The following is a 24,000-nucleotide window of genomic DNA, read 5'->3' as shown; positions in this document are numbered from 1 at the left end:
CAGTTCGTTTGAGATGCCGGTTGAGCGAATCACCGGCCTTTCCACCCTGAAATATAGGGAAATCGGGGCGGTTTCTAAAGGTTGGCAGGGACGAAAGCCGTGGATGCGTGCCAGAAGTCAATCCGGGCGGGGGGTTTTCCTCAGCAGCGTGTCCATATTCTCTATCACGTCCGGCGGCAAAGTGCGAATCTGTTGCGCAAGGCGATTCGCAAAGGCCGTATAGGGCGCCGGAAGGCCCGACGTATCCAACACGACCTTCGGATGAGAGGCCTCTGCCAGCAAAAAAAGCTCCTCCGCTTCATCCCAGATAACGTTGAAGTAGCCGGCAATCCGCTGCAGGAGCTCGAAGGTCGGTCTGCCGCGCCGACCGTGCTCCAGGGCCGAGAGGTAGGCTGGCGTCACGCCGATCGCCTCAGCAAGGTCACGCTGGGTGACACCCTTGCGCCGGCGCAGTTCGCGCAATGCCTGGCCGAAGGGCGTCATTCGCGCTCCCCTCCATAGGCCCCCCGGCCCCGCGAGAGCCGGACATACATGGCGCCTTCGCCGCCGTGATGGCGCGCCGCCCATTCATAGGACGAAATCAGGAACCGGAATTCCGCTTTCGAAAACCACAGCGGCACGGCACGGCGGAGTACCCCTTCGCTTCCCATCGAGCGGCCCTTGCCGGTGATGACGAGGACGTGGCGGAGGCCCCGCTCATGCGCCCGCAGGAGGAAATCGAGCAGCAGGTCATGCGCCTCGTCCTGAAAAAGACCGTGGAGGTCAAGACGTGCCTCGATCGGCAGGCGGCCCTTGGCAAGCTTTTTCTTCACCGGCTTTTCGAGAGGATGATGGATGTTGGATCTTCTCGATCGCGCGGCGGCGCTCTCAACAGCCTGGTTTTCCGGCACCGGCGTAGGCTTCGGCCTGACAGTCTCCTCCTCGGCGAGCCTTGCCGCTTCCTTCTCTTCGAATTCGAGAATCTCCTTCATTCGGCCGGGCAGCGCGTTGGCGGTTTTCGCCACCCTGCCCCAGAGAATCCGTTCTTCCGGATCGAGTTTCCGACCGCCCTTCATCCAACAAACCTGACAGAAGCCGCCTTCGGGACGAGAATATAGAAATCCGCATCATTGCGCACCGCTCCCGCCAATTCACCAGCTTCAAACCCCGAGCCGGTGAAGATATCGCCGCGGGCCGGGCCGACGATTGCCGAGCCGGTATCGAGCGCCAACATCAACCGCGCGAACGGCTTTCCGCCGTCCATGTGCGTCAGCGTTTCGGAGCGGATGAAGAAGGGAAAGCCGAAGGTATGGATCTGCCTGTCGACCGCGAGCGATCGTCCCGCGATCAGCGGCACCTTGGCGGCGGCTACAGGACCCAGCGACGGTTCGGACACTTCCGCCTTCCGGAAGAAGATATAGGAGCGGTTATGCCAGAGAACCTCGTCAACCTTAGCCGGATTCCGAGCCAGCCAGGCGCGAATGCTCTGCATGGAAATTTCCGCGGGATCGATTTCGCCACGATCGATCAGCAGCTTGCCGATCGGCGAGAAGGGATGGCCCGCCTTGGCGGCATAAGTGATGCGTTCGACCCTTCCGCCGGGGTATTTCAACCGCGCCGCGCCCTGCACATGAGCGAAGAAGACGTCGACCTTCGACTTCGCATAGGCGATTTCGAGACCGCGGCCTTCGAGAAAACCACCATCGATCTCCGCGCGATCCGGATAGGGTACGACGCCTTCCGCTGTTCGCTGCCCGAACATGTAGCCGGAGTCCATACTCGCCGGACGACTCGCATCATCGAGATCGATCAGGTCGTCGGGACGGTAATAGAAGGGATAGGCCCAGGTTTCATCACGGGCGCCCGAGACCTCGATCTCCGGCTCGTAGAAAGCCGTGACGAAGCCGCGCCCGCCATCCAGGCGAGAAATCAGGAACGGAGTGCAATGGGTCTCGAAAAAAGCACGTGCGGAGTCGGCATCCGACGGACTTTCGCCGGCCTTTTCCAGAAACCTCGCCAGATCATCGGCTGTCAGGCCCAGTGCGCCGGTGCGATAGGGTTTGACCTTGCGGATATGATCGAGGCAGGCCCGCATGCCGGCAAAGAGCGAGGTCGGATCGTCCTCTTCCCATCCGGGCAGATCTGAAAAGGATAGCGGCCGGAGCGTATAATCCGCAAAAACGCCTGTCATTGTTCGGATTCGGTGGCAACCAGCTTCCAGTTCGGATCGCGGGAGCGGATATCACGGGCGAAAGTCCAGATATCGGTGACTTCGGCGACCGTTTCCTGGTCGCCCTCGGTCAGCGTGCCGGCCTTGTCATAGGTGGCAGAGATCAACTGGCTGACGATACGGACCGTGACCTGCGCTTCGGAATCCTTGACCGCCGTATGCGTGATATCCGCCTTGTCGATTCCGACAAAAGTGGACTTCACCACTTCGCCCCTGGCTTCCCGTTCGGAGATCGCGGTGTCGAAGCCATCATAGACCTCTTTGGAGAGGAGACCTTTCAACGTCTTCCGATCGCCATCCGCAAAGGCCATGACAATCATCTCATATGCCATACGGACACCATTCAGGAAGTCGCGCGGACGAAAGGAGGGATCAACCCTCAGCAGTTCCCTGAGCGCAGTGTTGAGCGGGGTATCTGGTTTGGCGACGGCATCGATATCGGCATAACGCTGCTCGTCAACCTCAGAATTGCGGCCCGGCAAGGTCACGACCTTGCTGTCGTCGCCGTTCGAATTCTTCGCGGCATCACGGGAGCTATAGGGATCGAGTGGCGGCTTCTCGTTTCCTGTCCGCCGGCCGAGCACACTGCGCAGTTGCAGGAAGATCAGAACAGCGGCGACAAGGAAAAAGAGTGTTATAAAGTCGTTAGAGCCCATCTTAACCCGCAATTGCCGTTTAAATGTTTGTTGCACCTTCTCATATAGTCCGCATCCACCAATCATTCAAATAGCGAAGACGTCAGCGCAAAATACTGCAGGACCATTAAGAACTGGGAACAACATGCGTTTCTTTCTCGTGCCGCTCTTTCTTATCGTTTGGCCTCTGGCAGAAATCGCCGGCTTTGTGCTCGTGGGGCGTGCGCTCGGCCTATGGGCGACGCTCGGCCTGGTGATCGGCACAGCGGTACTTGGCGCGTTCCTGCTCCGCAGGCAGGGCATGCATATTCTAAGAGAGATTTCCACGGAAGGCCGGGAAGGCCGGGTGCCCGGCCGGACCCTCATCGACGGCGCGATGATCGTGATTGCCGGCATCCTGCTCCTCCTGCCAGGCTTCATCACCGACATTATCGGTCTGGCGCTCTTCATCCCATTCGTGCGCGGGGGCCTCTGGTCATTGATCGGCCGCCGCATCGTGGTGGTCCGCACGTCCAGCAGCACGCGCTACCGTTACGACGGCGACCGGTCCTCCCCGGGCGGTAAGAAATCAGGCCCGGTAGTCGATCTCGACGAGCAGGATTTCCATCGCAATTCGAATCCCTCCTCGCCCTGGGCCGGACCAAAAAACGAGGAACATTGAACAGGCCAGTTGGTTTGCCGGGGATTGGCAAGCCCAACAACGTTCCCATTTAGCCTTGAAACCCTCTAACCCGAAATGTTAGAGGGCCTCAACGCTCCAACGCCTCGAGGAAATCCCATGGCAGACGAAAACAACCAGGCAGCAACGCCGTCCATCAATATCCTGGCACAATACACCAAGGATCTCTCCTTCGAGAACCCCGGCGCACCCCGATCGCTCCAGGCACGCGACAAAGCCCCGAGCATCAACATCAATGTCAATGTCAACGCCAACCCGCTTTCCGAGGTCGATTTCGACGTCGTGCTGACACTGGAGGCCAAGGCCCAGGAAGACGAGAAAGTCGTCTTCGCGACGGAACTGGTCTATGGCGGCGTTTTCCGCATCAGCGGTTTCCCGCAGGAACACATGCTGCCGCTGCTGTTCATCGAATGCCCGCGGCTGCTTTTCCCCTTCGCACGCCAGATCATCGCCGACGTGACGCGTAACGGCGGTTTCCCGCCCTTGATGATCGATCCAATCGATTTCGCGCAGATGTTCACGCAGCGCATGGCCGAAGAACAGGCCCGCGCCAAGGTGCAATCGCTGAACAGCTAAACCTGATCCGTTGCAATAAAAAAGGCCGGGTCCCTGACTCGGCCTTTTTTCATTTCACTCGACAATCTGATATTTCAGCCAAAGCGCCTTCTCCTTGAGCGTTGCGACCATGGCGCCATGGGCTTCGATCTCCGCTGCTGTGATGCGGGCGGCCAAAGTCCGTGGGTGGCCGGCAACGGTCACGACCACTTCCTCGACTTCGATTACCGTCGTCGGCCTTTCCGCATCAGACAGGCCAAGCGCTGCCTGGCGGCCACCGGTCATTTCGATATAGACTTCCGCCAGGAGCTCGGAGTCGAGAAGCGCCCCGTGTTTGGTGCGGTGCGCATTGTCTATGCCGTACCGGCGGCAGAGCGCATCAAGCGAATTCGGCCCCATCGGATGTTTGCGGCGGGCCATGGCGAGCGTATCGACGACCCGGTCCATCATGACTGGCGGAAGCCCAAGCCGGTCGAACTCCGCGTTGATGAAACCCATGTCGAAGGTGGCGTTATGGGCGATCCATTTGGCACCGTCAAAAAATTCGATGATCTGATGAGCCACGTCGGCAAAACTTGGCTTATCCTTCAGGAACTCGTCAGTAATGCCATGTACGGCAAGCGCATCCGGATGGACCTTGCGGTCGCCGGGATTGATATAAAGATGCAGCGTTCTTCCGGTCGGAAAATTATTGATGAGCTCAATGCCTCCGATCTCAATCACCCGGTCGAATTTCGTTTCGAGGCCCGTGGTTTCCGTATCGAAAATGATCTCGCGCATGTCATTGGTCCGTTTCTTTGGCGCTCACCTTTGCCGCTTTCAAAGTGGCTATGATCTCGCGCACCCTTTGTCTTGCCGCGTCCAGCCCGAAGCCGGTATCGACCAGGAAATCGGCTTTCTTCCGCTTCTCCGCGTCCGGCATCTGGCGGGAGAGAATCATCGCCAATTTTTCCTCGGTCATGCCGGGACGCGCAAGCACCCTTTCGCGCTGTATCTGTGGATCGCAGGTGACGACGACGATGACATCCACACGATCCTCTCCCTTCACTTCGAAGAGCAACGGTATGTCGAGCAGCACAAGATCAGTGCCGGCTTGTCGATGACGTTCCAGGAATTCAATTTCGCGACTCCGAACCAACGGGTGAACGATCGATTCAAGGAGCGGGAATTTTTCCGGTGCGGCTGCAAGCTGGCGCGATAGCTCCTGACGGTCGATGACGCCATCCCTGACCGTGCCCGGAAAGGCCTGACCGATCGGTTTCACCGCATCGGTGCGGTAGAGATCATGGACCACGGCATCCGAATCATTCACCGGCACGCCCTCTTCCGCGAACATTTTTGCGGTCGTGGATTTTCCCATACCGATGGAGCCGGTGAGCCCGATGACGATCATCAATGTCTTTCCATGTCGGCGATGACGAGATCGCGAAGGGCCTCGTCGACCAATGGCCGACGCCCGAACCATTTTTCAAAACCAGGCACGGCCTGATGAAGCAGCATGCCAAGGCCATCGACGATCGCAAAACCCTGGTTTTCCGCCTGAGCGAGCAAGGGGGTTTTCAGCGGGACGTAAACGATATCGGTGACGACTGCATCGTCCCTCAGCGACGAGAAATCGACTTGCGGCGCCTCGCCGCCATCCATGCCTAGGGATGTCGTGTTGACGAACAAGCCAGCACCGGACATCACCTCGCTCAGCGCTTCCAGAGAGTGGGCATGCACTTTCGGGCCAAAGCGATCGGCAAGCTCCTGGGCGCGTGGAACGGTCCGGTTGACCACGTGAATTTCGCCAATACCGCGATTGCGGACAGCCTGAATGACAGCACGGCTTGCACCGCCAGCGCCGAGGATCACGGCACGGCCGATCTTATCCCAACCGGGATGACGGTCATCGAGATTGGCCGTGAAGCCATAGCCATCGGTATTCGTCGCGTTGAGCAGACCATTTTCCATCCAGAGCGTGTTCGAGGCGCCGAGTTCCTCTGCCAAAGCATCCGGTCGGTCTGCCAGTCTGAAAGCCAGTTCCTTGTGCGGAATAGTGACATTGCCGCCGCGATATCCCGAACTGCCATCCTTCAAGGCCTGAATGAATGCCGGAAAGTCCTCTTCTGAGACAGCTTCGGCTTTGTAAGTACCGGTGATGTCGAACTGCTTCAGCCAATAATTGTGGATCAGCGGCGAACGTGAATGCTTTACGGGCCAGCCGGTAACGAAGGCGTTAACCAAGAGTGTTTCACGTGAATCAGCCATCGATCGCTCCAAGTTCGCGCAGCTTGTCCAGGAGCGGCAACATGGGTAAGCCCAGGATGGTAAAATAGTCTCCGTCGATCTTCGAGAAGAGCTGGATGCCTTCGCCTTCAAGTTGATAGGCGCCGACGCTGCCGAAGACCTTTTCTCCAACGCGCATCAGATATCGATCGACAAAAGCATCGCTCAATGTCCGCACGGTCAGGTCGGCATGGGCGACATGTTCCCAGACGACATCGTTATCGCGGGCAAATGCAATGGCGCTATTCAGCCGATGGGTCTTGCCGGCAAGCGACATCAGGTTCTCCTTCGCCTCCCCGAGGGATTTCGGCTTGTGATAGACCCGGTTGCCGAGAGACATGGTCTGGTCCGATCCAATCACCAGCGCACCGGGGAAATGCTGACTCACATCCAGCGCCTTGGCCTTGGCGAGCGCCAGCGCCACCTGATCAGGGGATGCCCCTTCCAGGCCTGCTTCCATCTCCCGTTCATCGATTTCGGCGGCACGACTTTCAAATGTCAGGCCAGCATTTTCCATCAGCATCCGGCGAAAGGGGCTGGCGGAGGCAAGCACAAGGGGAACTGTCACGAGGAATCTCCCAGAAGCGGCAGGCGTTTCCGCTTAACGCAGCTTCGGGCGCAGCGCAACGATTGCGGCTGCCGTCTCCTCGATCGACCGACGCGTCACGTCTATGACTGGCCAATTGTGCCTGGCGCACAGAGCGCGGGCATATTTCAGCTCCTCGTTGATCGTTGCACGGTCGGTATAATGCCGGTGATCGAAGCCATGTGTCGCCCCAAGCTCCCGGTTTTCGCGGACCTGGCTGATGCGATCCGTTGTCGCGACGAGGCCGACGATGAGTGGATGAGTAGCTCGATAAAGGCTTTCCGGCAGGTCGGCACCAGGTACGATCGGGATATTGGCTGTCTTGATACCCCGGTTGGCAAGATAGATGCTGGTCGGTGTCTTTGACGTGCGGCTGATACCGACCAGCACGACATCCGCCTCGTCATAGTCCTCCGGCATCTGCCCGTCGTCATGATCCATGGTGAAGTTGAGCGCTTCGATACGCTTGAAATAGTCGGCATTCAGGGCGTGTTGCGCGCCCACCCGCCGGCGGGACGGTGCGCCGAGATAGGCTTGAAACGTGGCCATGATCGGCTCAAGAACATTCACGCTTGGCAGACCCATTTCACGGCAGCGCTGGTCGATGAATCCCGCCAGTTCCTGATCGACAATCGTGTAAAGGACGATGCCCGGTTCCCGATCGATGTCTTCCAACACCGCCAAAAGCTGCTTGCGGTTCCGGATCAGTGGATAGACATGCTCGATCGCAAACGACGACTGGAATTGAACCGAAGCAGCCCTGCCAGCGGAGATAAGAGTCTCGCCCGTCGAGTCAGATATCAGATGCAGATGGAAGAAGTTTTTTCTGTTCTCCACGCTAATCTTTACCCTTTGTTGACAACTCGGGAGAGACGATCCGCATCTGCCTGCCGGTCGCCCGTCGCTTGGAAAACTGCCTCGTTTTCCACATCTGCAGGTTTCGTGGACGCCAATCAAGCGAACTTGTGGGCTTTGGGGATAAAGACCTCCAAGCGGCTTTCCATCCCCAGTTTATCCACAGATGGCAACGAGGCCACACCGCGCCTATCCTTCTGGAATCTCGTCAAAAAATTGATTTCTCCCTTGAATTACAAGATTTCTCGCAGGTTCTGTTCCATCCTGATGGCGAGAGTGGCGGATCGCCGCGTCGGCTGTGATTTGACTTTAATCCTTGCTACCCACCGACTCTAAGAAATAGAAAACAAAATTAAATTCTTTTCTTTGATTTAGGGAGAACCCATTGACCGGCGAAACCCGTAAGATCGTCGCGGTGCTTGAAGGCAGGACGGTCAAGCCGCCACCGATCTGGCTGATGAGGCAGGCAGGACGCTATCTTCCGGAATACAGGGAAACGCGGTCGAAGGCCGGAAGCTTTCTCGATCTCTGTTACACCCCGGACCTGGCTGTCGAAGTGACCTTGCAGCCGATCCGGCGCTATGGCTTTGATGCGGCGATCCTCTTTTCCGACATCCTGGTTATTCCGGATGCTCTGAAGCGAAATGTTCGTTTCGTGCAGGGAGAAGGTCCACAGATGGACCCGATCGACGTTTCCGCCATCGAAAGGTTGAAGAGCGACGGCGTTCTCGACCACCTGGCACCGGTGATCGAGACGGTGCGTCGATTGAGAAAGGAACTGCCGGAAGAAACCGCCCTGCTCGGCTTTTGCGGCGCGCCCTGGACGGTGGCTACCTATATGATCGCCGGCCACGGCACCCCGGACCAGGCTCCCGCCCGGCTGTTTGCCTACCGGTACCCGGAAGCTTTCGAAAAACTTCTCTCTTTCCTGGCCGAGGTATCGGCGGAATATTTGATCGCCCAGATCGATGCGGGTGTGGACGCTGTGCAGATTTTCGATTCCTGGGCGGGGGTTCTCGGAGAGCGAGAGTTCCAAGCTTACGCTGCAGGGCCGGTTGCGCGTATGATCGAGATCGTTCGCAAGGAACGCCCGCAAGCCAAGATCATAGCCTTTGCCAAAGGTGCTGGTTTCAACCTGAAGACCTATCGTCAGAGGACTAAGGCGGATGCGATCGGTCTCGACTGGTCGGTGCCGCTTTCTTTCGCAGCCGAGCTGCAGAAAGACGGGCCGATCCAGGGCAATCTCGATCCGATGCGGGTGGTCGCCGGCGGAAAATCGCTGGAGGAAGGTATCGATGCGATTCTGGACAAACTCGGAAACGGACCGCTGATCTTCAATCTCGGGCACGGCATCACACCAGAGGCCAATCCCGATCATGTGACGGCGCTGATGAGGCGCGTACGGGGAGCAAGGGCATGAATGCGTCCGAGCTGCAGAGCGGCCGGGCGGCCGGGCGGCGATCGGCAGTTCGCGCATTCGTCGCGCTTGTCGTCTTCATCGCGATCCTGGCTGCGGTCTACCTGGTGCGGCCGGATGATTTTGTCCTCTATATCAAGGCTTTCCATGTGATCGCAGTGATCTCCTGGATGGCCGGCCTTCTCTATATGCCGCGGCTTTTCATCTATCACAGCGATGCGGAACCGGGCTCAGCCCATTCGGAAACATTCAAGATGATGGAACAGCGGCTCCTGAAGATCATCATGAATCCGGCGATGATGATCACATGGGTTCTGGGCCTTTTCCTGGCCTGGGATGTTTATGGATTCCGCGGCGGTTGGCTGCATGCGAAGATCGGGCTGGTGATCCTTCTTACCCTCGTGCATGTGCTGTTTGGTCGCGCCGTCCGGAATTTCGCGGTCGACGGTCACCGTAAATCACCGCGCTATTGGCGGATGATGAACGAATTGCCAACAGTGCTGATGATCGGAATTGTCATCCTCGTGATCGTAAAACCGTTTTGATGTTCTTTTTCTCAGCAAGAATTTCTGCTTGCCCCTTGCGGCATTCCACGCGAGTCGCTATTTTCGCCCCATCTCATCTCGTGGCATGCGTGTAATTTCCCATCGTCCCTGGATCATCTTCCGCGGGAGCGAAGTTCACCGACACGCCTATATTCTCCCTAAAATTCTCACACTACGGTCCCCTCTTCATGGCTGAAATGAAGCTTCAAGAACTCAAGAGCAAATCTCCTACCGATTTGCTGACCTTTGCCGAATCCCTGGAGGTCGAGAACGCCAGCACGATGCGCAAGCAGGAGCTGATGTTCGCGATCCTCAAAGTTCTGGCGAGCCAGGACATCGAGATCATCGGCGAAGGTGTGGTCGAGGTCTTGCAGGATGGATTTGGCTTCCTGCGTTCGGCGAACGCCAACTATCTGCCCGGCCCGGACGATATCTACATCTCTCCCTCCCAGATTCGACGGTTTTCTTTGAAGACCGGCGATACGGTGGAAGGCCCGATCCGCGGGCCGAAGGAAGGCGAGCGTTATTTCGCGCTCCTGAAGGTCAATACAATCAACTTTGATGATCCGGAGAAGATCCGGCACAAGGTCCATTTTGACAATCTGACCCCGCTTTATCCGAATGAGCGGTTCAAGATGGAACTCGATGTTCCAACCTCGAAGGACCTCTCGGCTCGCGTCATCGATCTTGTAGCGCCGCTTGGTAAAGGCCAACGTGGCCTTATCGTCGCGCCGCCGCGCACGGGTAAGACTGTCCTTCTGCAGAATATCGCCCATTCCATCACGGCGAATCACCCGGAATGCTACCTCATCGTTCTCCTGATCGATGAACGCCCGGAGGAAGTGACCGACATGCAGCGCTCCGTGCGCGGCGAGGTGGTTTCCTCCACCTTCGACGAACCGGCCGTTCGTCACGTACAGGTCGCCGAGATGGTGATCGAAAAGGCGAAACGCCTTGTTGAGCACGGCCGTGACGTTGTCATCCTGCTCGATTCGATCACCCGCCTTGGCCGCGCCTACAACACGGTCGTGCCGTCGTCCGGCAAGGTTCTGACGGGCGGCGTGGACGCCAACGCGCTACAGCGGCCGAAGCGCTTCTTCGGCGCCGCCCGTAACATCGAGGAAGGCGGTTCGCTGACCATCATCGCCACGGCGCTTATCGACACCGGCAGCCGCATGGACGAAGTCATCTTCGAAGAGTTCAAGGGCACCGGCAACTCGGAAATCGTGCTCGACCGCAAGGTCGCCGACAAGCGCATATTCCCGGCCATGGACATTCTGAAATCCGGTACCCGCAAGGAAGACCTGCTCGTGCCGCGCCAGGATCTTCAAAAGATTTTCGTTCTTCGCCGCATCCTCGCTCCGATGGGTACGACCGATGCCATTGAGTTCCTGATCGACAAGCTGAAGCAGACGAAGAACAATGGCGATTTCTTCGACTCGATGAACACTTGATCCTTAGCCGGATTCCCGAATTCTCAAAGCGCCCGGTTGAAACCGGGCGCTTTGAGTTTCTGGACCTGTTTGATAAAGCATCCGGATGAACCGCACCGAGGACACGATCTTTGCACTCTCCAGCGGCACCCTGCCGGCGGGCGTCGCGGTTGTGCGGTTGAGCGGTCCCAAGGCGTTCGATGCCGCGACGGCTCTGGCAGGCGATCTCCCGATTGCACGGAAGGCCGGCCTCAGAGCGATTCGGAGCCGCAACGGATCGGTTATCGACCAGGCGCTGCTTGTCTGTTTTCCGGGACCGGCTTCCTTTACCGGCGAGGATTGTGTGGAACTCCATCTGCATGGGAGCCGTGCGGTGGTATCCGCTGTCTACGAAGAGCTTTCAGCCCTTCCGAGCCTCCGTTTTGCCGAGGCCGGCGAGTTCTCACGCCGCGCGTTTGAGAATGGTAAGCTCGATTTGGTCGAGGTCGAGGGTCTCGCGGACCTCATCTCTGCTGAAACGGAGATGCAGCGGCGGCTTGCCGTCGAGCAGAGTTTTGGCGGCCAGTCCGTCCTCTATCGGAGCTGGGCGGATCGCCTGACGCGCGCACGTGCAATGATAGAGGCGGAGCTGGACTTTGCCGACGAGGATGATGTCCCGGGCTCAGTATCCGATCGTGTGTGGTTAGATATGGGCGATCTCTACGCCGAGATCGAGCAGCATCTTGGGTCCGCGAAGGCAGGTGAAATCGTCCGCGATGGATACAAAGTGGTGATCGCCGGGCCACCTAATGCAGGAAAATCAAGTCTACTCAATGCCTTAGCGAAACGAGACGTCGCGATTGTCACGGAAATTGCAGGGACGACGAGAGATATCCTCCATGTGGATATCGATCTGGAAGGCTATCTAGTCCGCTTCTTCGATACGGCTGGTCTTCGGGAGACAGGAGATCTTGTTGAACAGGAAGGTGTGCGGAGGGCGCGGATCGCAATCGAACAGGCAGACATGATCCTTGAGCTGGAGGAAATCGATTCGGTTTCGAAACATGACGCGAAACTACCCTCAACAAATCTGCTTCGGCTGGGTACAAAGCTCGACAAGCATGGCGTTTCGCCGAATTACGACCTTTGCATCTCCAGCAGGACGGGTGAAGGCTTGGAGCAATTGCGCGGGCGTATTCTGGAGGAGTTGCGCAGGGTTTGGACGGGTTCACTCGTTCCCAATCGACAACGACAGGTCCAGTATTTGAAAGAGGCTTCCCAATCGGTCGCAGAAGCGCTAAATGGCCGGGAACTGGACATTCGAGCTGAAAGCCTTCGGGCGGCTGCATCGTCGCTCGGCAGGATCACCGGCCATGTGGATGTCGAACAGCTTCTGGATGTCATTTTTTCGCAATTCTGTATTGGCAAATGATTCACGTGAAACGTAGCGGCGACGCGGTTTCATGGAGAGATGAAAATGGACACGGTTTTTGACGTGATTGTGATCGGGGGCGGGCATGCGGGCTGTGAGGCGGCCAGTGCCGCCGCTCGCATGGGTGCGAGAACCGCGCTGATCACCCACAAAAAGGAGACGATCGGTGTCATGTCCTGCAATCCCGCTATCGGCGGTCTCGGCAAAGGGCATCTGGTCCGTGAAGTGGATGCCTTGGATGGGTTGATGGGACGGGTTGCTGACGAGGCGGGGATTCAGTTTCGGCTTCTCAACAGGAAGAAGGGACCTGCGGTCCGAGGGCCAAGGACGCAAGCGGACCGGAAACTCTATCGCCTGGCAATGCAGCGCGAGCTTTTCAGCCACCCGAATCTGACCGTGATCGAAGGGGATGCGTTTGACATCGATATTCAGCGCGGTCGCGTCGCCGCGGTCGAGCTGAAGGATGGGCGTCGATTCGGATGCGGAACGGTTGTGCTGACGACTGGCACCTTTCTTCGCGGCTTGATTCACATCGGCGACCGAAAAACACCGGCAGGTCGTGTTGGGGAAGAACCCTCGCTTGGTTTGTCGGCCACCTTGTCTCGCCTCGGCCTCAAGCTTGGACGGTTGAAGACCGGTACGCCGGCACGGCTGGATGGAAGGACGATAGACTGGGCCGGCATTGGGCGGCAGGAAGCGGACGAGAATCCGGTTCCGTTTTCCTTCATGACGGATCGGATCGTGACGCCGCAGATAGCATGTGGAGTCACGCGCACGACGGATGCGACCCATAAGATCATCTCGGACAATATCCATCGGTCGGCCATGTATTCCGGCCAGATCGAGGGCGTCGGGCCGCGCTATTGCCCATCCATTGAAGACAAGATCGTTCGGTTTGGCGAACGGGACGGCCACCAGATCTTTCTAGAGCCGGAAGGTCTGGATGATTGTACGGTTTATCCGAACGGCATCTCCACGTCGCTGCCGGCCGAGGTGCAGGACGCCTTCATCCGAACCATTCCCGGACTGGAGAGGGTTTCTATTCTCCAACCCGGTTATGCGATCGAATATGATCATGTGGATCCGCGGGAACTGAAGGCTTCTCTGGAAGTGAAAAAGATGCCGGGGCTTTTCCTCGCCGGCCAGATCAACGGCACGACAGGGTATGAGGAAGCAGCAGCTCAGGGCCTGGTGGCAGGCCTTAATGCAGCACGCTCAGCGGCTGGTGGTGGCGAACCTCATCATTTCAGCCGGGCAGACTCCTATATCGGTGTCATGATCGATGACCTGACATCGCGTGGCGTGACCGAGCCCTACCGCATGTTTACGTCGCGGGCCGAATATCGCCTCTCGCTTCGTGCGGACAATGCCGATGTCAGGCTTACGGAAAAGGGCGTTGAACTGGGATGCGTCGGCATTGCGCGCACGAAGAAATTCAGAGCTTATCAAGAGTTGCTGGATAATGGGCGCCGGCTTCTCCGCTCCTTGAACCTGACACCTAAGCAAGCCAGCCAGCATGGTTTGAGGATGAACCAGGATGGGCAGCGCCGGACCGCGTATGAAATCCTCGCCTATCCGGATCAGTCACTCACATCACTTGTCACCATCTGGCCCGAACTCGGCGAGCTTTCACCCAAGGTGGGAGAAGCTTTGGAGATCGAGGCTTCCTATGCTGTTTATATGAACCGGCAGGCAGCCGACATTCACGCCACGCACCGGGACGAAGCACGTATTATCCCTCAAGACTTTGATTTTTCAGCACTTCCTGGCCTTTCCAACGAGCTGAAACAGAAACTGGCGGTCGCTAATCCCGTCAATTTGGCGCAGGCTTCGAAAGTCGATGGCATGACGCCAGCGGCTCTTGCCCTCATCCTGGCGCTTCTCCGTCGGGAAGAAGCAGCAGCCAATCGCGTTAAACGAGTCTCCTGATGCTGTTGAACGGCAGGAGTGTTTCACGTGAAACGCAGGAAAGGCTGGAGCATTTTGCTCTGCTTTTCCAAAAATGGGCGAAGACGATCAATCTCGTAGCCCCCTCGACTCTGGATGAGTTCTGGAACCGCCATATTTCCGATAGCGCACAGATCTTCCAGCTCTCACCGGAGCCCCTCCGGTGGATCGACCTGGGATCGGGTGGGGGATTCCCGGGGATTGTTACAGCAATATTTTTGGCCGAGCTGCAGGATGGCTGGGTTCATCTTGTGGAAAGCAACCAAAAGAAGGCTGCCTTTCTTCGGGTTGCCTTGGCAGAAACGCATGCGCGTGGATCAGTCCACCCTGTGCGAATAGAAACGGCTCCGCGAATCATTCCGGAATGCGATCGAATCTCCGCACGGGCCCTGGCGGAGCTCGATCTCCTTCTTTCATATTCCGCCGATTGGATGATTGGGAAGAAAGCAAGGGCTTTTTTTCATAAAGGCCGGGATTATGCGGCGGAAGTCGCGAAAGCACGTGGTCGTTGGGCTTTCGATCTGGTAGAACATCGAAGTGTCGTCGAGGCGGACTCCATAATCCTCGAGATTGCCAACTTAAGGCGCAACGAACCCTAGATTTCAGGTGCGGCATGTTCGAAAAGAACCGGATTATCACCATAGCCAACCAGAAAGGTGGCGTCGGCAAGACGACGACGGCCATAAACCTCGCCACGGCGCTTGCTGCAATCGGCGAGCATGTGCTCATTGTCGATCTGGATCCGCAAGGAAATGCCAGTACGGGACTGGGTATCGAACGCAGGGATCGCAAACTATCTTCCTACGACTTGCTGATGGGTTACAACACGATTGCCGAGGCTGCTCTCGAAACGGCCGTCCCCAATCTGTCGATCGTTCCCTCGACCATGGATTTGCTGGGATTCGAGATGGAGATTTCTCAATCTCCCGATCGAGCATTCAAACTTCGCCGCGCCCTCAACACCGAAGAAGCGGCGGCTTATTCCTATATCCTCGTGGATTGCCCACCTTCGTTCAATCTGTTGACGATGAACGCGATGGCTGCTGCCCATTCGGTGCTTGTTCCGCTGCAATGCGAGTTTTTTGCGCTGGAGGGATTGAGTCAGCTTTTGGAAACTGTCGACCAGGTGCGTCGTACGGTTAATCCCTCCTTGGATATCCAGGGGATTGTGCTTACGATGTTCGACGCACGAAATAACCTTGCGCAGCAGGTTGTCAGTGATGTACGGACATATCTCGGCGAGAAGGTCTATCATACCCTTATCCCGCGTAATGTCCGCGTGTCGGAAGCGCCATCCTATGGCAAGCCGGCTATTCTGTATGATCTGAAATGCGCCGGCAGTCAGGCCTATCTTCAGTTGGCCTCGGAGGTGATTCAGCGGGAACGCAGGCGGAAGGCCGCTTGAAGGCTGTAGACTCACAGGTGAATGAGAGAATGAACGACGATCTTTCAAAGAGGCGCCTTGGCCGCGGGCTCGCGGCGCTGATCGGTGAAATGGATCAGCCGCTGCCGGTGGATAGCGCACCGCGCAGCGTCAATCCCGACCGGCTGGTTCCGATTGAGCATGTTTCTCGGAACCTGAAGAATCCGCGGCGGAATTTTGACGAGAGTGAGCTGCAGGACCTAGCGAGCTCGATACGTCAACATGGCATCGTGCAGCCGGTAGTCGTGAGGCCGACGGGGGGCGATCGATACGAGATTATTGCCGGCGAAAGACGCTGGCGCGCGGCTCAGCTTGCCGGATTGATTGAGATTCCGATCATCGTCCGGGATGTCGACGACCGGACTGCGCTAGAGCTTGCCATCGTCGAGAATGTCCAGCGGTCGGATCTCAATCCCCTCGAAGAGGCGATGGGGTATGACCAGCTCATTGCCGAGCATGGTTACACTCAGAACGATCTGGGGGAGATCATCGGCAAGAGCCGGAGCCATGTGGCGAACAGTCTGCGCCTTCTCAAGCTCCCTGAGCCGGTTCGTGAAATGCTCTCGGTAGGTAGTCTATCTGCCGGGCATGCACGTGCCCTAATCACCACGTCGGATCCGGTGACGCTTGCTCGTACGGTCGTCGCCAAAGGCATGTCCGTTCGTGATGCGGAGCGGCTGGCTCAGAACGATATCAAGGCGCAATCGGAGCCTGCATCCGTTTCGAAAGCGGAACAAAAGGATTCGGATACCCTGGCATTGGAGCGGACGCTCTCCGATTCTCTCGGGTTGGAGGTCAAGATCAACCATAAGAGCGGCGGCGGCCATGTCCGGATCAACTATCGGACGCTGGAGCAACTCGAAGAAATCTGCCGCCTTCTGGAGCGGCGATAATCCAAGAAATTCAGCGGCTTGACTGAATGGTAATAGCCATCAGCGCGTGGAAGGCGATGCTGGGCTCAAGGCTTTGTTTCTGGCGCGACGTGAGAACGGCAGCCTGAAGCCGTTCGGTTTCACGGGAAAGCGCTTGGGAATTCCAACTTCTCAGAGCTTTTTCGATGATCGGTTTACGCCTGAAGTGAATATGCCGGCCAAGCGTCATCATGACCTGAGCGACAGGCAGCTTCTTTTCTTCCATTTCGGCCTTCATCAAGTCCAGCATCTGAAACTGCTTCAGGCAGGATTGCAGAACAAGGAAAACCGGCGTCTTTGACGATAGCACTTTCTGGATGGCGCGGTGCAGGCCCGGAAGATCGCCGCTCAGGACGGCATCGACCGCCTCGTCGGAGGAAACACTGCTGGCATCTCCGATGATTTCTTCGATATGCCCTTCCTCGATCACACCCTGACCACGGCAATAGAGAGCGAGCTTGCGGATTTCATTACGAGATGCCGCCCGATCTCCGCCGAGCAGGTCCAGAAGTTTCTGGCGAGCAGCCGAACTGATCCGCAGGCCCTCGCTCGCCAGTTCGGTATCGATGAGGCCGTTGAGAGCCTTGATGTCGTCTGCATAGCAGGGGATAATGGCAATGGATTTGGCCGGCTCCGCGATTTTGCGCAGACCGCTGCCCTTCTTGAGATCGCCGGCTTCGACAATCAGAATATTGGCGGCTGCGGGACCGTCGGCAAGCACCTGCATCGCGTCCAAAAGTGGCTTTTCGTTGGCCGCGCCGCGCAGCCAGATGAGCTTGGATCCGCCAAAAAGGCCGAGCGCGTTGACTTCGTCGAGCAACTTGCCGGGGTCGCCCTGAAGATCGGAAATATCGATCTTGAGCATGGCGAACGGATCATCCTGGGAGACGCCTGTTTTGCGGGCCAGCCATGCCGCCCTTTCGGAAACGAGGCCGCGATCCGGGCCGTAGATCACGAAAATCCTGTAGAGCTCGGCGCCCTTTTCGGCAAAGCGATCGAACTCGTGGGACTTTATTTCTGCCATGCCGTTTGTGGCTGAGGTTCGCGCGCCAGCACAATGGCGATCTCGGCGCGGATGAACTCAGCAAGCTCCCTTGCCGCGCGGTTTTCGGCATCCCGGATCGCGCGCAGCTTTGCGAAGCCTTGGCCGGAAACGTCGATGAGCGAAACGACTTCCCGTTTGCCGGATTTTAGCACCTGACCGTCGCTCACGCGGGTGAGTGTATAGACTCCCTCGACTTGGACGCGGCCGGGAAGCGGCACGCCAGTCGTGGATACATTGTCGTCGTCCTCGTCATCGATGATGCTGGAGGCCGTGCTTGTTGCTGCAAGCTTCACGTCATAGGCGGGGTGCTTGGATTCACCTGCTCCGCCGGAGGTCAAGAAAATCAGATGGTTGCGAATAACCTGGTCAATCCGGCTTTTAGGTTGCGAGAAGCTGACGGCAGCCAGACGTTCACCGGTACCGTGAGCCTCGGAATAAAGCGGGCGAACCTGGCAACCGGCAAGAACGGTAAGCATTGCAAGGCAGGAGACGAGCCCAATGCGACGAAGAGAGCGGTCAAACGACAATGTTCACGATCCTCTGTGGGACGACGATGATCTTCTTCGGCGCCCGGCCATCAAGAGCCGCTTTTACCGCATCCAGCGTCAAAACCGCAGCCTCGACCGCACTTTGATCCGCGTCGCGCGCGATTGTCAATTCGGCCCGCTTCTTACCATTGATCTGGACCGGCAGTGTGACATCGTTCTCGATGACCAGTGCCTCGTCGTATTGCGGCCAGGCCGTTTCGGCAACCAGATCCTTATTACCGAGCACCGCCCAGCATTCCTCAGCCAGATGCGGCGTCATCGGCGCGACGAGCTGGATCAGGATTTCAGCAGCGTTGCGAACGGCTGCGCGATAAGCAGCATCACCTTCGCCGGCTGCCACTTTGCCGAGCGGCGTGGCCAGCGTGTTCACGAGTTCATAGATGCGCGCGACAGCCTTGTTGAAGGAGAGCTTGTCGTAATCCCCCTGGACCGCCTTCAGCGTCTTGTGGGCGAGCTGGGAGATTGCCAGCGCATCACCCTCCCTAGCCGCCGCCGGATGGACCCCCGCCAGGCCTTCGGAGGCTTCGGAAATCAGTCTCCAGAGGCGTTGCGTGAAACGATGAGCACCTTCGACACCGGCCTCCGACCAGATGACGTCGCGATCCGGCGGCGAATCGGACAGCACGAAAAAGCGTGCCGTGTCGGCGCCGTAGGAGGCTATGATATCGTCCGGATCAACGACATTCTTCTTCGACTTCGACATCTTCTCGATCGAGCCGATCGTGACTTCCTCACCGGTCAACAGGAGGGTCGCGCGTCGTTTGCCATCGACTTCCTCGATGCGAATATCCGCCGGCGAAACCCACTCACCGTTCGGCCCCGAGCCGTGGCGGTAGGTTTCATGCACGACCATACCCTGGGTAAAAAGGCCTTTGAAGGGCTCCTTGACGTCCACATGGCCGGTTTCACGCATGGCGCGGGTAAAGAAGCGCGAATAGAGCAGGTGCAGGATCGCGTGTTCGATGCCGCCGATATATTGGTCGACCGGCAGCCAATGATTGGCCGCGGCCGGATCCGTCGGCCCGTTCTCCCAGGGGGCCGTGAAGCGCGTGAAATACCAGCTCGAGTCGACAAAGGTGTCCATGGTATCCGTCTCGCGACGGGCGTCCTTGCCGCAATTCGGGCAGGCGACATGGCGCCATGTCGGATGCCGGTCGAGCGGGTTGCCCGGCTGATCGAAGGTGACATCATCCGGCAGCCTGACCGGCAGGTCCTTTTTCGGTACCGGCACAACGCCGCAGTCTTCGCAATGGATGACCGGGATAGGGCAGCCCCAATAGCGCTGGCGGGAAATGCCCCAGTCGCGCAGGCGGAAATTCACCTTGCGTTCCGCCTGCGGCATGTTGCCCAGCAATGTATTGGACAGCTGATCGGCAACGATTCCGAAAGCTTCGTCAGTCGTCTTGCCGTCCAGGAAGCGGGAATTAATCATCACGCCGTCATCGACATAGGCGGTATCGCCGATTGCAAAGGTTGCGGCATCGCCGTCCTGCGGCATGACGACCGGAACGACCGGCAGGCCGTATTTGCGGGCGAAATCGAGGTCGCGCTGATCGCCCGACGGGCAACCGAAGATTGCGCCAGTGCCATATTCCATCAGCACGAAATTCGCGACATAGACCGGCAGTTCCCAGGACGGATCGAGCGGATGCCTGACGCGGATGCCCGTGTCTATCCCCTTCTTCTCGGCCGTTTCCAGCGCGGCGAGCGACGTTCCATGCCGACGGCATTCTTCGGCGAAGGATTCGATGGCCGGATTCGTCGCGGCAACCGCCTTGGCAAGCGGATGGTCGGCGGCGATCGCCAGAAAGGAGGCGCCGAACAGCGTGTCGGGACGGGTCGTATAGACGACTACCTCGCTCTCGCCGGCAGCCGTGGACGAGACGATTTCCCAGCGGATGGTGAGACCTTCGGAGCGGCCGATCCAGTTCTTCTGCATCAGCCGGACCTTTTCCGGCCACTGGTCGAGCGTATTCAGCGCGTCGAGCAGGTCCTGACTGAAATCGGTGATCTTGAAGAACCACTGCACCAGTTCACGCTGCTCCACCAGCGCGCCGGAGCGCCAGCCGCGGCCATCGATGACTTGTTCGTTGGCGAGCACGGTCTGGTCAACCGGGTCCCAGTTGACCTTGGACTGCTTGCGATAGACCAGCCCCTTCTCCATCATGTCCAGGAAGAGATGCTGCTGGCGGTGGTAATAATCGACATCGCAGGTCGCGAACTCGCGGGACCAGTCCAGCGACAGGCCCATGGCCTTTAGCTGCGCCTTCATCGACGCGATGTTCTGATAGGTCCAGGACTTCGGATGCACCTTGTTGTCGCGTGCGGCGTTTTCCGCCGGCATTCCGAAGGCGTCCCAGCCCATCGGGTGCAGCACGTTGAAGCCGCGGGCGCGCTTGTAGCGGGCGACCACGTCGCCCATGGCGTAGTTGCGCACATGGCCCATGTGGATGCGTCCCGACGGATAGGGAAACATCTCAAGAACGTAATATTTCTCGCGCGGATCGTTGTTGTCGGTTTCGAAAACCTTGGCCTCGTTCCACTTCTGCTGCCAGCGTGGCTCGGCATCGCGCGGGTTGTAACGTTCAGTCGCCATTTCGATGATATTCCGGGAAAATAAGATCAAGAGTCGGGCGAGACCTTCATCATGAAACCCAGCAAGCGTCAAGTTTTCGGGGCCGGGAAGGGGGCAAGTTTCGGACGGAAGGCCTTGGCAGAGCCCTATATGAGAGTTAATCGCTCTCTTCGCAAGCAATACGGAAGGTCGGATCATGAGTGTCGAGGAACGGCTGCAGGATGTGAAAGCGCGGATCGAGAAGGCGGAGCGTCAGGCCAGGCGACCAGCCGGTTCGGTGACCCTCGTGGCTGTGTCCAAGACTTTCGATGTCGAGCATATCCGTCCGGTCATTGCCACAGGCCAGCGGGTGTTAGGTGAGAACCGGATCCAGGAAAGCCAGGGCAAATGGCCCGCCCTGAAGGCCGAGACGCCGGAGATCGAGCTGCATCTGATCGGCCCGCTGCAATCCAACAAGGCCGCCGATGCTGTCGCATTGTTCGATGTGATCGAGACTGTCGACCGGGAAAAGATCGCCCGGGTGCTCGCTGAGGAGATGAAAAAGCAGAATCGGACGCCCCGCCTCTATGTTCAGGTGAATACGGGGCTGGAGCCGCAAAAGGCTGGTATCGAGCCAAAAGAGACCTCGCGTTTCGTGGAGTTCTGCCGAAAAGAGCTCGGCCTTTCGATCGAAGGGCTGATGTGCATTCCGCCGGCGGAAGAGAATCCCGGGCCGCATTTCGCCCTCCTCGCCAGGCTCGCCCGGGAAAGTGGCGTCGAGAAGCTTTCGATGGGCATGTCCGGCGATTTTGAGACGGCCATCGAATTCGGAGCGACCAGCGTTCGGATCGGCTCGGCGATCTTCGGCGCGCGAGAATAGATTTTTGTCAAGTCCCTAGCGCTTTCGTCGGGGTTTCCCCCACTCCTCCCGCACCCTAGATTGGCTGATCTAGGCTAGCTTATGGCGGGAGGTGCAGATGCAAAGCCGTTATCTCAAGGTCTACGAGGCTTGGCAGAAGGATCCGGAAAATTTCTGGCGCGAAGCTGCTGCCGCGATCGACTGGTTCAAGGAGCCGGAGACGATCTTCGACAAGGACCAGGGCGTTTATGGACGATGGTACCCAGGCGGCGAGACGAACACCTGTTATAACTGCCTCGACCGACATGTCGCTGCCGGCCAAGGCGAAGCTGCGGCCTTTATCTACGACAGCGCCATGACGGGCACCAGGAAGACTTTCAGCTATGCCGAGGTGCTGTCGGAGGTCCAGGCGATCGCCGCCGTGCTGCGTAACCATGGCGTCGAAAAAGGCGACCGGGTCATCATCTACATGCCGATGATACCCGAAGCGGTATTTTCCATGCTGGCCTGCGCGCGGCTCGGAGCGATCCATTCGGTTGTGTTCGGCGGGTTCGCGGCCCATGAGCTGGCTGCTCGGCTCGACGATTCCAAGGCCAAGGTGGTGATCAGCGCAAGCTGCGGTCTGGAGCCCGGGCGGGTGGTGGCCTACAAGCCGCTTCTCGATCAGGCGGTGGATATGGCGAAAACAAAGCCCGACTATTGCCTGATCCTGCAGCGCGACCAGTTGCATGCGCCGCTGCGTTATGAACACGGCGACCGGGATTTCGCCGAGGCCATCGAGGCGGAAAAAGTCAACGGCACGCAAGTGCCCTGCGTACCGGTCAAGGCGACCGATCCGCTCTATATCCTCTACACGTCGGGAACCACCGGTCAGCCGAAGGGCGTTGTGCGCGACAATGGCGGACACATGGCGGCACTCCGCTGGAGCATGGAGAATATCTACGGCCTGAAGCCTGGCGATGTCTTCTGGACGGCCTCGGACATCGGTTGGGTGGTCGGCCATTCCTACATCGTCTACGGGCCGCTACTGGCGGGCACGACGAGCGTACTGTTCGAAGGAAAACCGGTAGGCACGCCCGATGCCGGCACATTCTGGCGCGTAATCAATGAGCATAGAGTGAAAGTCCTCTTCACGGCGCCGACGGCATTCCGCGCGATCCGCCGTGAAGATCCGGAAGGGGAGTATATCGCAAAGTACGACATTTCCAGCCTGCAGGCGCTGTTCCTTGCGGGGGAGCGCGCCGATCCGGAAACACTGAAATGGGCAGAACAGCAGCTCGGAATCCCTGTGATCGATCATTGGTGGCAGACGGAAACGGGCTGGGCGATTGCCGCAAACACGGCCGGTCTTGGCCTCATGCCGGTCAAGCACGGCTCGCCCACCCGACCGATGCCGGGTTATGCGCTCGACGTTCTGGACGATGCCGGACATCCGGTGCCGCCCGGCACGCTCGGCAATATCGCCGTCAAGCTTCCTTTGCCGCCTGGCTGCCTCGTCAGCTTCTGGGAGGCCGATGATCGCTTCCGCAAGGCGTGCCTGGAAGAGTTTCCGGGCTACTACAAGACTGCCGATGCAGGCATGATCGACCAGGATGGCTATGTCTTCGTCATGGCCCGGACCGACGATGTCATCAACTGCGCCGGGCACAGGCTTTCGACGGGTTCGATGGAAGAGGTCTGCGCCATGCATCCGGATGTCGCCGAGTGTGCCGTTATCGGCGTTGCCGACCAGCTGAAGGGACAGGTGCCCTGCGGTTTCGTGGTATTGAAGCACAACATCACGCGCGACCATGCGATGATCAAAAAAGAGGTCGTGGAACTGGTTCGGAACGAAATAGGCCCGGTTGCGGCCTTCAAGACGGTGATGGTCGTTGACCGGTTGCCCAAGACGCGATCCGGCAAGATCCTGCGCGGCACGATGCAGAAAATCGCCGACGGGATGCCGTGGAAAATGCCGGCAACGATCGACGATCCGGCGATCCTCGCCGAGATCACCGCGATCCTGAAGGCAAACGGCTATGCGCATGAGGGAGGCGGCCTGAAACAGACCGCCTGAGATCCGAATCGACAAGCCCCGGAAGCGTTCCGGGGCTTGTCGTGTCTGTCGCCGGGAATTTGAC

Annotated in this window: 24 protein-coding genes; 12 read left to right on the top strand and 12 right to left on the bottom strand. The window is 58.3% G+C overall.

The features are described 5' to 3' along the window. Positions 1 to 117 precede the first annotated feature (117 nt). From QEO92_RS23640 to QEO92_RS23625, 4 genes are read right to left on the bottom strand one after another with little or no spacing between them, the layout of a single operon-like run. A complete protein-coding gene (locus QEO92_RS23640; protein ID WP_037153992.1) occupies positions 118 to 483 on the bottom strand; it encodes a helix-turn-helix domain-containing protein in 366 nt (121 codons plus the stop codon). After that, on the bottom strand, positions 480 to 1,055 hold the full coding sequence (locus tag QEO92_RS23635) for a Smr/MutS family protein (protein WP_227704633.1): 576 nt from the start codon (positions 1,053 to 1,055) through the stop codon (positions 480 to 482). The genes QEO92_RS23640 and QEO92_RS23635 overlap by 4 nt, the downstream gene beginning before the upstream one ends. Continuing rightward, entirely contained in the window at positions 1,052 to 2,170 is a 1,119-nt protein-coding gene (gene mltA / locus QEO92_RS23630) for a murein transglycosylase A (RefSeq protein ID WP_227704632.1), read from the bottom strand. The genes QEO92_RS23635 and mltA overlap by 4 nt, the downstream gene beginning before the upstream one ends. Continuing rightward, entirely contained in the window at positions 2,167 to 2,865 is a 699-nt protein-coding gene (locus QEO92_RS23625; protein WP_227704631.1) for a Tim44/TimA family putative adaptor protein, read from the bottom strand. Before QEO92_RS23625 ends, mltA begins: the two co-directional genes overlap by 4 nt. 124 nt (positions 2,866 to 2,989) lie before the next feature. On the opposite strand from QEO92_RS23625, the gene QEO92_RS23620 reads away from it, so the two are divergent. Both QEO92_RS23620 and secB read left to right on the top strand, forming a co-directional pair. Then, positions 2,990 to 3,505, top strand: a complete 516-nt coding sequence (locus QEO92_RS23620) for an FxsA family protein (RefSeq protein ID WP_037154003.1) — start codon at positions 2,990 to 2,992, stop codon at positions 3,503 to 3,505. A 117-nt stretch (positions 3,506 to 3,622) separates the two neighbouring features. Then, a complete protein-coding gene (gene secB, locus QEO92_RS23615; RefSeq protein ID WP_037154006.1) occupies positions 3,623 to 4,099 on the top strand; it encodes a protein-export chaperone SecB in 477 nt (158 codons plus the stop codon). Between the two features lie 54 nt (positions 4,100 to 4,153). On the opposite strand, the gene dnaQ is transcribed toward secB, so the two are convergent. The 5 genes from dnaQ to QEO92_RS23590 are packed head-to-tail and all read right to left on the bottom strand — an operon-like array spanning position 4,154 to position 7,769. Beyond that, positions 4,154 to 4,858 carry a DNA polymerase III subunit epsilon gene (dnaQ, locus tag QEO92_RS23610; RefSeq protein ID WP_227704630.1) on the bottom strand — a complete coding sequence of 235 codons (705 nt, stop codon included), beginning with the start codon at positions 4,856 to 4,858 and terminating at the stop codon, positions 4,154 to 4,156. 1 nt (position 4,859) lies between these two features. Next, on the bottom strand, positions 4,860 to 5,471 hold the full coding sequence (gene coaE / locus QEO92_RS23605; protein ID WP_037154011.1) for a dephospho-CoA kinase: 612 nt from the start codon (positions 5,469 to 5,471) through the stop codon (positions 4,860 to 4,862). Next, entirely contained in the window at positions 5,471 to 6,328 is an 858-nt protein-coding gene (locus QEO92_RS23600; RefSeq protein WP_227704629.1) for a shikimate dehydrogenase, read from the bottom strand. The genes coaE and QEO92_RS23600 overlap by 1 nt, the downstream gene beginning before the upstream one ends. Further along, positions 6,321 to 6,914: a Maf-like protein gene (locus tag QEO92_RS23595; protein WP_037154017.1), complete on the bottom strand. Its 594-nt coding sequence runs from the start codon at positions 6,912 to 6,914 to the stop codon at positions 6,321 to 6,323. Before QEO92_RS23595 ends, QEO92_RS23600 begins: the two co-directional genes overlap by 8 nt. Before the next feature lie 33 nt (positions 6,915 to 6,947). Further along, positions 6,948 to 7,769 carry a pyruvate, water dikinase regulatory protein gene (locus QEO92_RS23590; protein WP_227704628.1) on the bottom strand — a complete coding sequence of 274 codons (822 nt, stop codon included), beginning with the start codon at positions 7,767 to 7,769 and terminating at the stop codon, positions 6,948 to 6,950. 475 nt (positions 7,770 to 8,244) lie between these two features. Here QEO92_RS23590 and hemE point away from each other — a divergent pair, with 475 nt between their 5' ends. The 8 genes from hemE (at position 8,245) to QEO92_RS23550 (ending at position 16,856) form a co-directional block, all read left to right on the top strand. Further along, positions 8,245 to 9,207: a uroporphyrinogen decarboxylase gene (gene hemE, locus QEO92_RS23585; protein ID WP_407722163.1), complete on the top strand. Its 963-nt coding sequence runs from the start codon at positions 8,245 to 8,247 to the stop codon at positions 9,205 to 9,207. Continuing rightward, positions 9,204 to 9,749 (top strand): protoporphyrinogen oxidase HemJ, encoded by a 546-nt coding sequence (hemJ, locus tag QEO92_RS23580; RefSeq protein ID WP_037154025.1) that lies wholly within the window; start codon positions 9,204 to 9,206, stop codon positions 9,747 to 9,749. Before hemE ends, hemJ begins: the two co-directional genes overlap by 4 nt. Positions 9,750 to 9,937: 188 nt before the next feature. Beyond that, the gene (gene rho / locus QEO92_RS23575) at positions 9,938 to 11,203 is read left to right on the top strand and encodes a transcription termination factor Rho (RefSeq protein ID WP_152601182.1); all 1,266 of its coding nucleotides are present in this window, start codon (positions 9,938 to 9,940) and stop codon (positions 11,201 to 11,203) included. A gap of 85 nt (positions 11,204 to 11,288) precedes the next feature. Then, complete coding sequence (gene mnmE, locus QEO92_RS23570; RefSeq protein WP_227704627.1) at positions 11,289 to 12,593, top strand: tRNA uridine-5-carboxymethylaminomethyl(34) synthesis GTPase MnmE; 1,305 nt, start codon at positions 11,289 to 11,291, stop codon at positions 12,591 to 12,593. 45 nt (positions 12,594 to 12,638) lie between these two features. Next, positions 12,639 to 14,522, top strand: coding sequence for a tRNA uridine-5-carboxymethylaminomethyl(34) synthesis enzyme MnmG (mnmG, locus tag QEO92_RS23565; protein ID WP_227704626.1), 1,884 nt, complete (start codon positions 12,639 to 12,641; stop codon positions 14,520 to 14,522). Beyond that, positions 14,522 to 15,139 carry a 16S rRNA (guanine(527)-N(7))-methyltransferase RsmG gene (rsmG, locus tag QEO92_RS23560; RefSeq protein ID WP_227704625.1) on the top strand — a complete coding sequence of 206 codons (618 nt, stop codon included), beginning with the start codon at positions 14,522 to 14,524 and terminating at the stop codon, positions 15,137 to 15,139. Before mnmG ends, rsmG begins: the two co-directional genes overlap by 1 nt. Positions 15,140 to 15,153: 14 nt before the next feature. Further along, a complete protein-coding gene (locus QEO92_RS23555; protein ID WP_037154040.1) occupies positions 15,154 to 15,945 on the top strand; it encodes a ParA family protein in 792 nt (263 codons plus the stop codon). 29 nt (positions 15,946 to 15,974) lie between these two features. Then, the gene (locus tag QEO92_RS23550) at positions 15,975 to 16,856 is read left to right on the top strand and encodes a ParB/RepB/Spo0J family partition protein (protein WP_227704624.1); all 882 of its coding nucleotides are present in this window, start codon (positions 15,975 to 15,977) and stop codon (positions 16,854 to 16,856) included. A 10-nt stretch (positions 16,857 to 16,866) separates the two neighbouring features. On the opposite strand, the gene holA is transcribed toward QEO92_RS23550, so the two are convergent. Genes holA through leuS form a run of 3 tightly spaced genes read right to left on the bottom strand, consistent with a single transcriptional unit; the run spans position 16,867 to position 21,063 of the window. Continuing rightward, the gene (gene holA / locus QEO92_RS23545) at positions 16,867 to 17,898 is read right to left on the bottom strand and encodes a DNA polymerase III subunit delta (RefSeq protein ID WP_227704623.1); all 1,032 of its coding nucleotides are present in this window, start codon (positions 17,896 to 17,898) and stop codon (positions 16,867 to 16,869) included. After that, on the bottom strand, positions 17,886 to 18,395 hold the full coding sequence (locus QEO92_RS23540) for a hypothetical protein (RefSeq protein ID WP_052182996.1): 510 nt from the start codon (positions 18,393 to 18,395) through the stop codon (positions 17,886 to 17,888). The genes holA and QEO92_RS23540 overlap by 13 nt, the downstream gene beginning before the upstream one ends. Positions 18,396 to 18,435: 40 nt before the next feature. Beyond that, positions 18,436 to 21,063, bottom strand: a complete 2,628-nt coding sequence (gene leuS, locus QEO92_RS23535) for a leucine--tRNA ligase (protein WP_037154361.1) — start codon at positions 21,061 to 21,063, stop codon at positions 18,436 to 18,438. A gap of 175 nt (positions 21,064 to 21,238) precedes the next feature. On the opposite strand from leuS, the gene QEO92_RS23530 reads away from it, so the two are divergent. Both QEO92_RS23530 and QEO92_RS23525 read left to right on the top strand, forming a co-directional pair. Continuing rightward, positions 21,239 to 21,901 carry a YggS family pyridoxal phosphate-dependent enzyme gene (locus tag QEO92_RS23530; protein ID WP_227704622.1) on the top strand — a complete coding sequence of 221 codons (663 nt, stop codon included), beginning with the start codon at positions 21,239 to 21,241 and terminating at the stop codon, positions 21,899 to 21,901. A gap of 97 nt (positions 21,902 to 21,998) precedes the next feature. Further along, positions 21,999 to 23,936 carry a propionyl-CoA synthetase gene (locus tag QEO92_RS23525; protein ID WP_227704621.1) on the top strand — a complete coding sequence of 646 codons (1,938 nt, stop codon included), beginning with the start codon at positions 21,999 to 22,001 and terminating at the stop codon, positions 23,934 to 23,936. Positions 23,937 to 24,000 lie beyond the last annotated feature (64 nt).

The organism is Neorhizobium petrolearium (genome assembly GCF_029854435.1).
GTDB classification, from domain to species: Bacteria; Pseudomonadota; Alphaproteobacteria; order Rhizobiales; family Rhizobiaceae; genus Neorhizobium; species Neorhizobium petrolearium.
The sequence above is the reverse complement of the archived record's forward strand: the minus strand, read 5'-3'. Positions and strand labels throughout refer to the sequence as shown.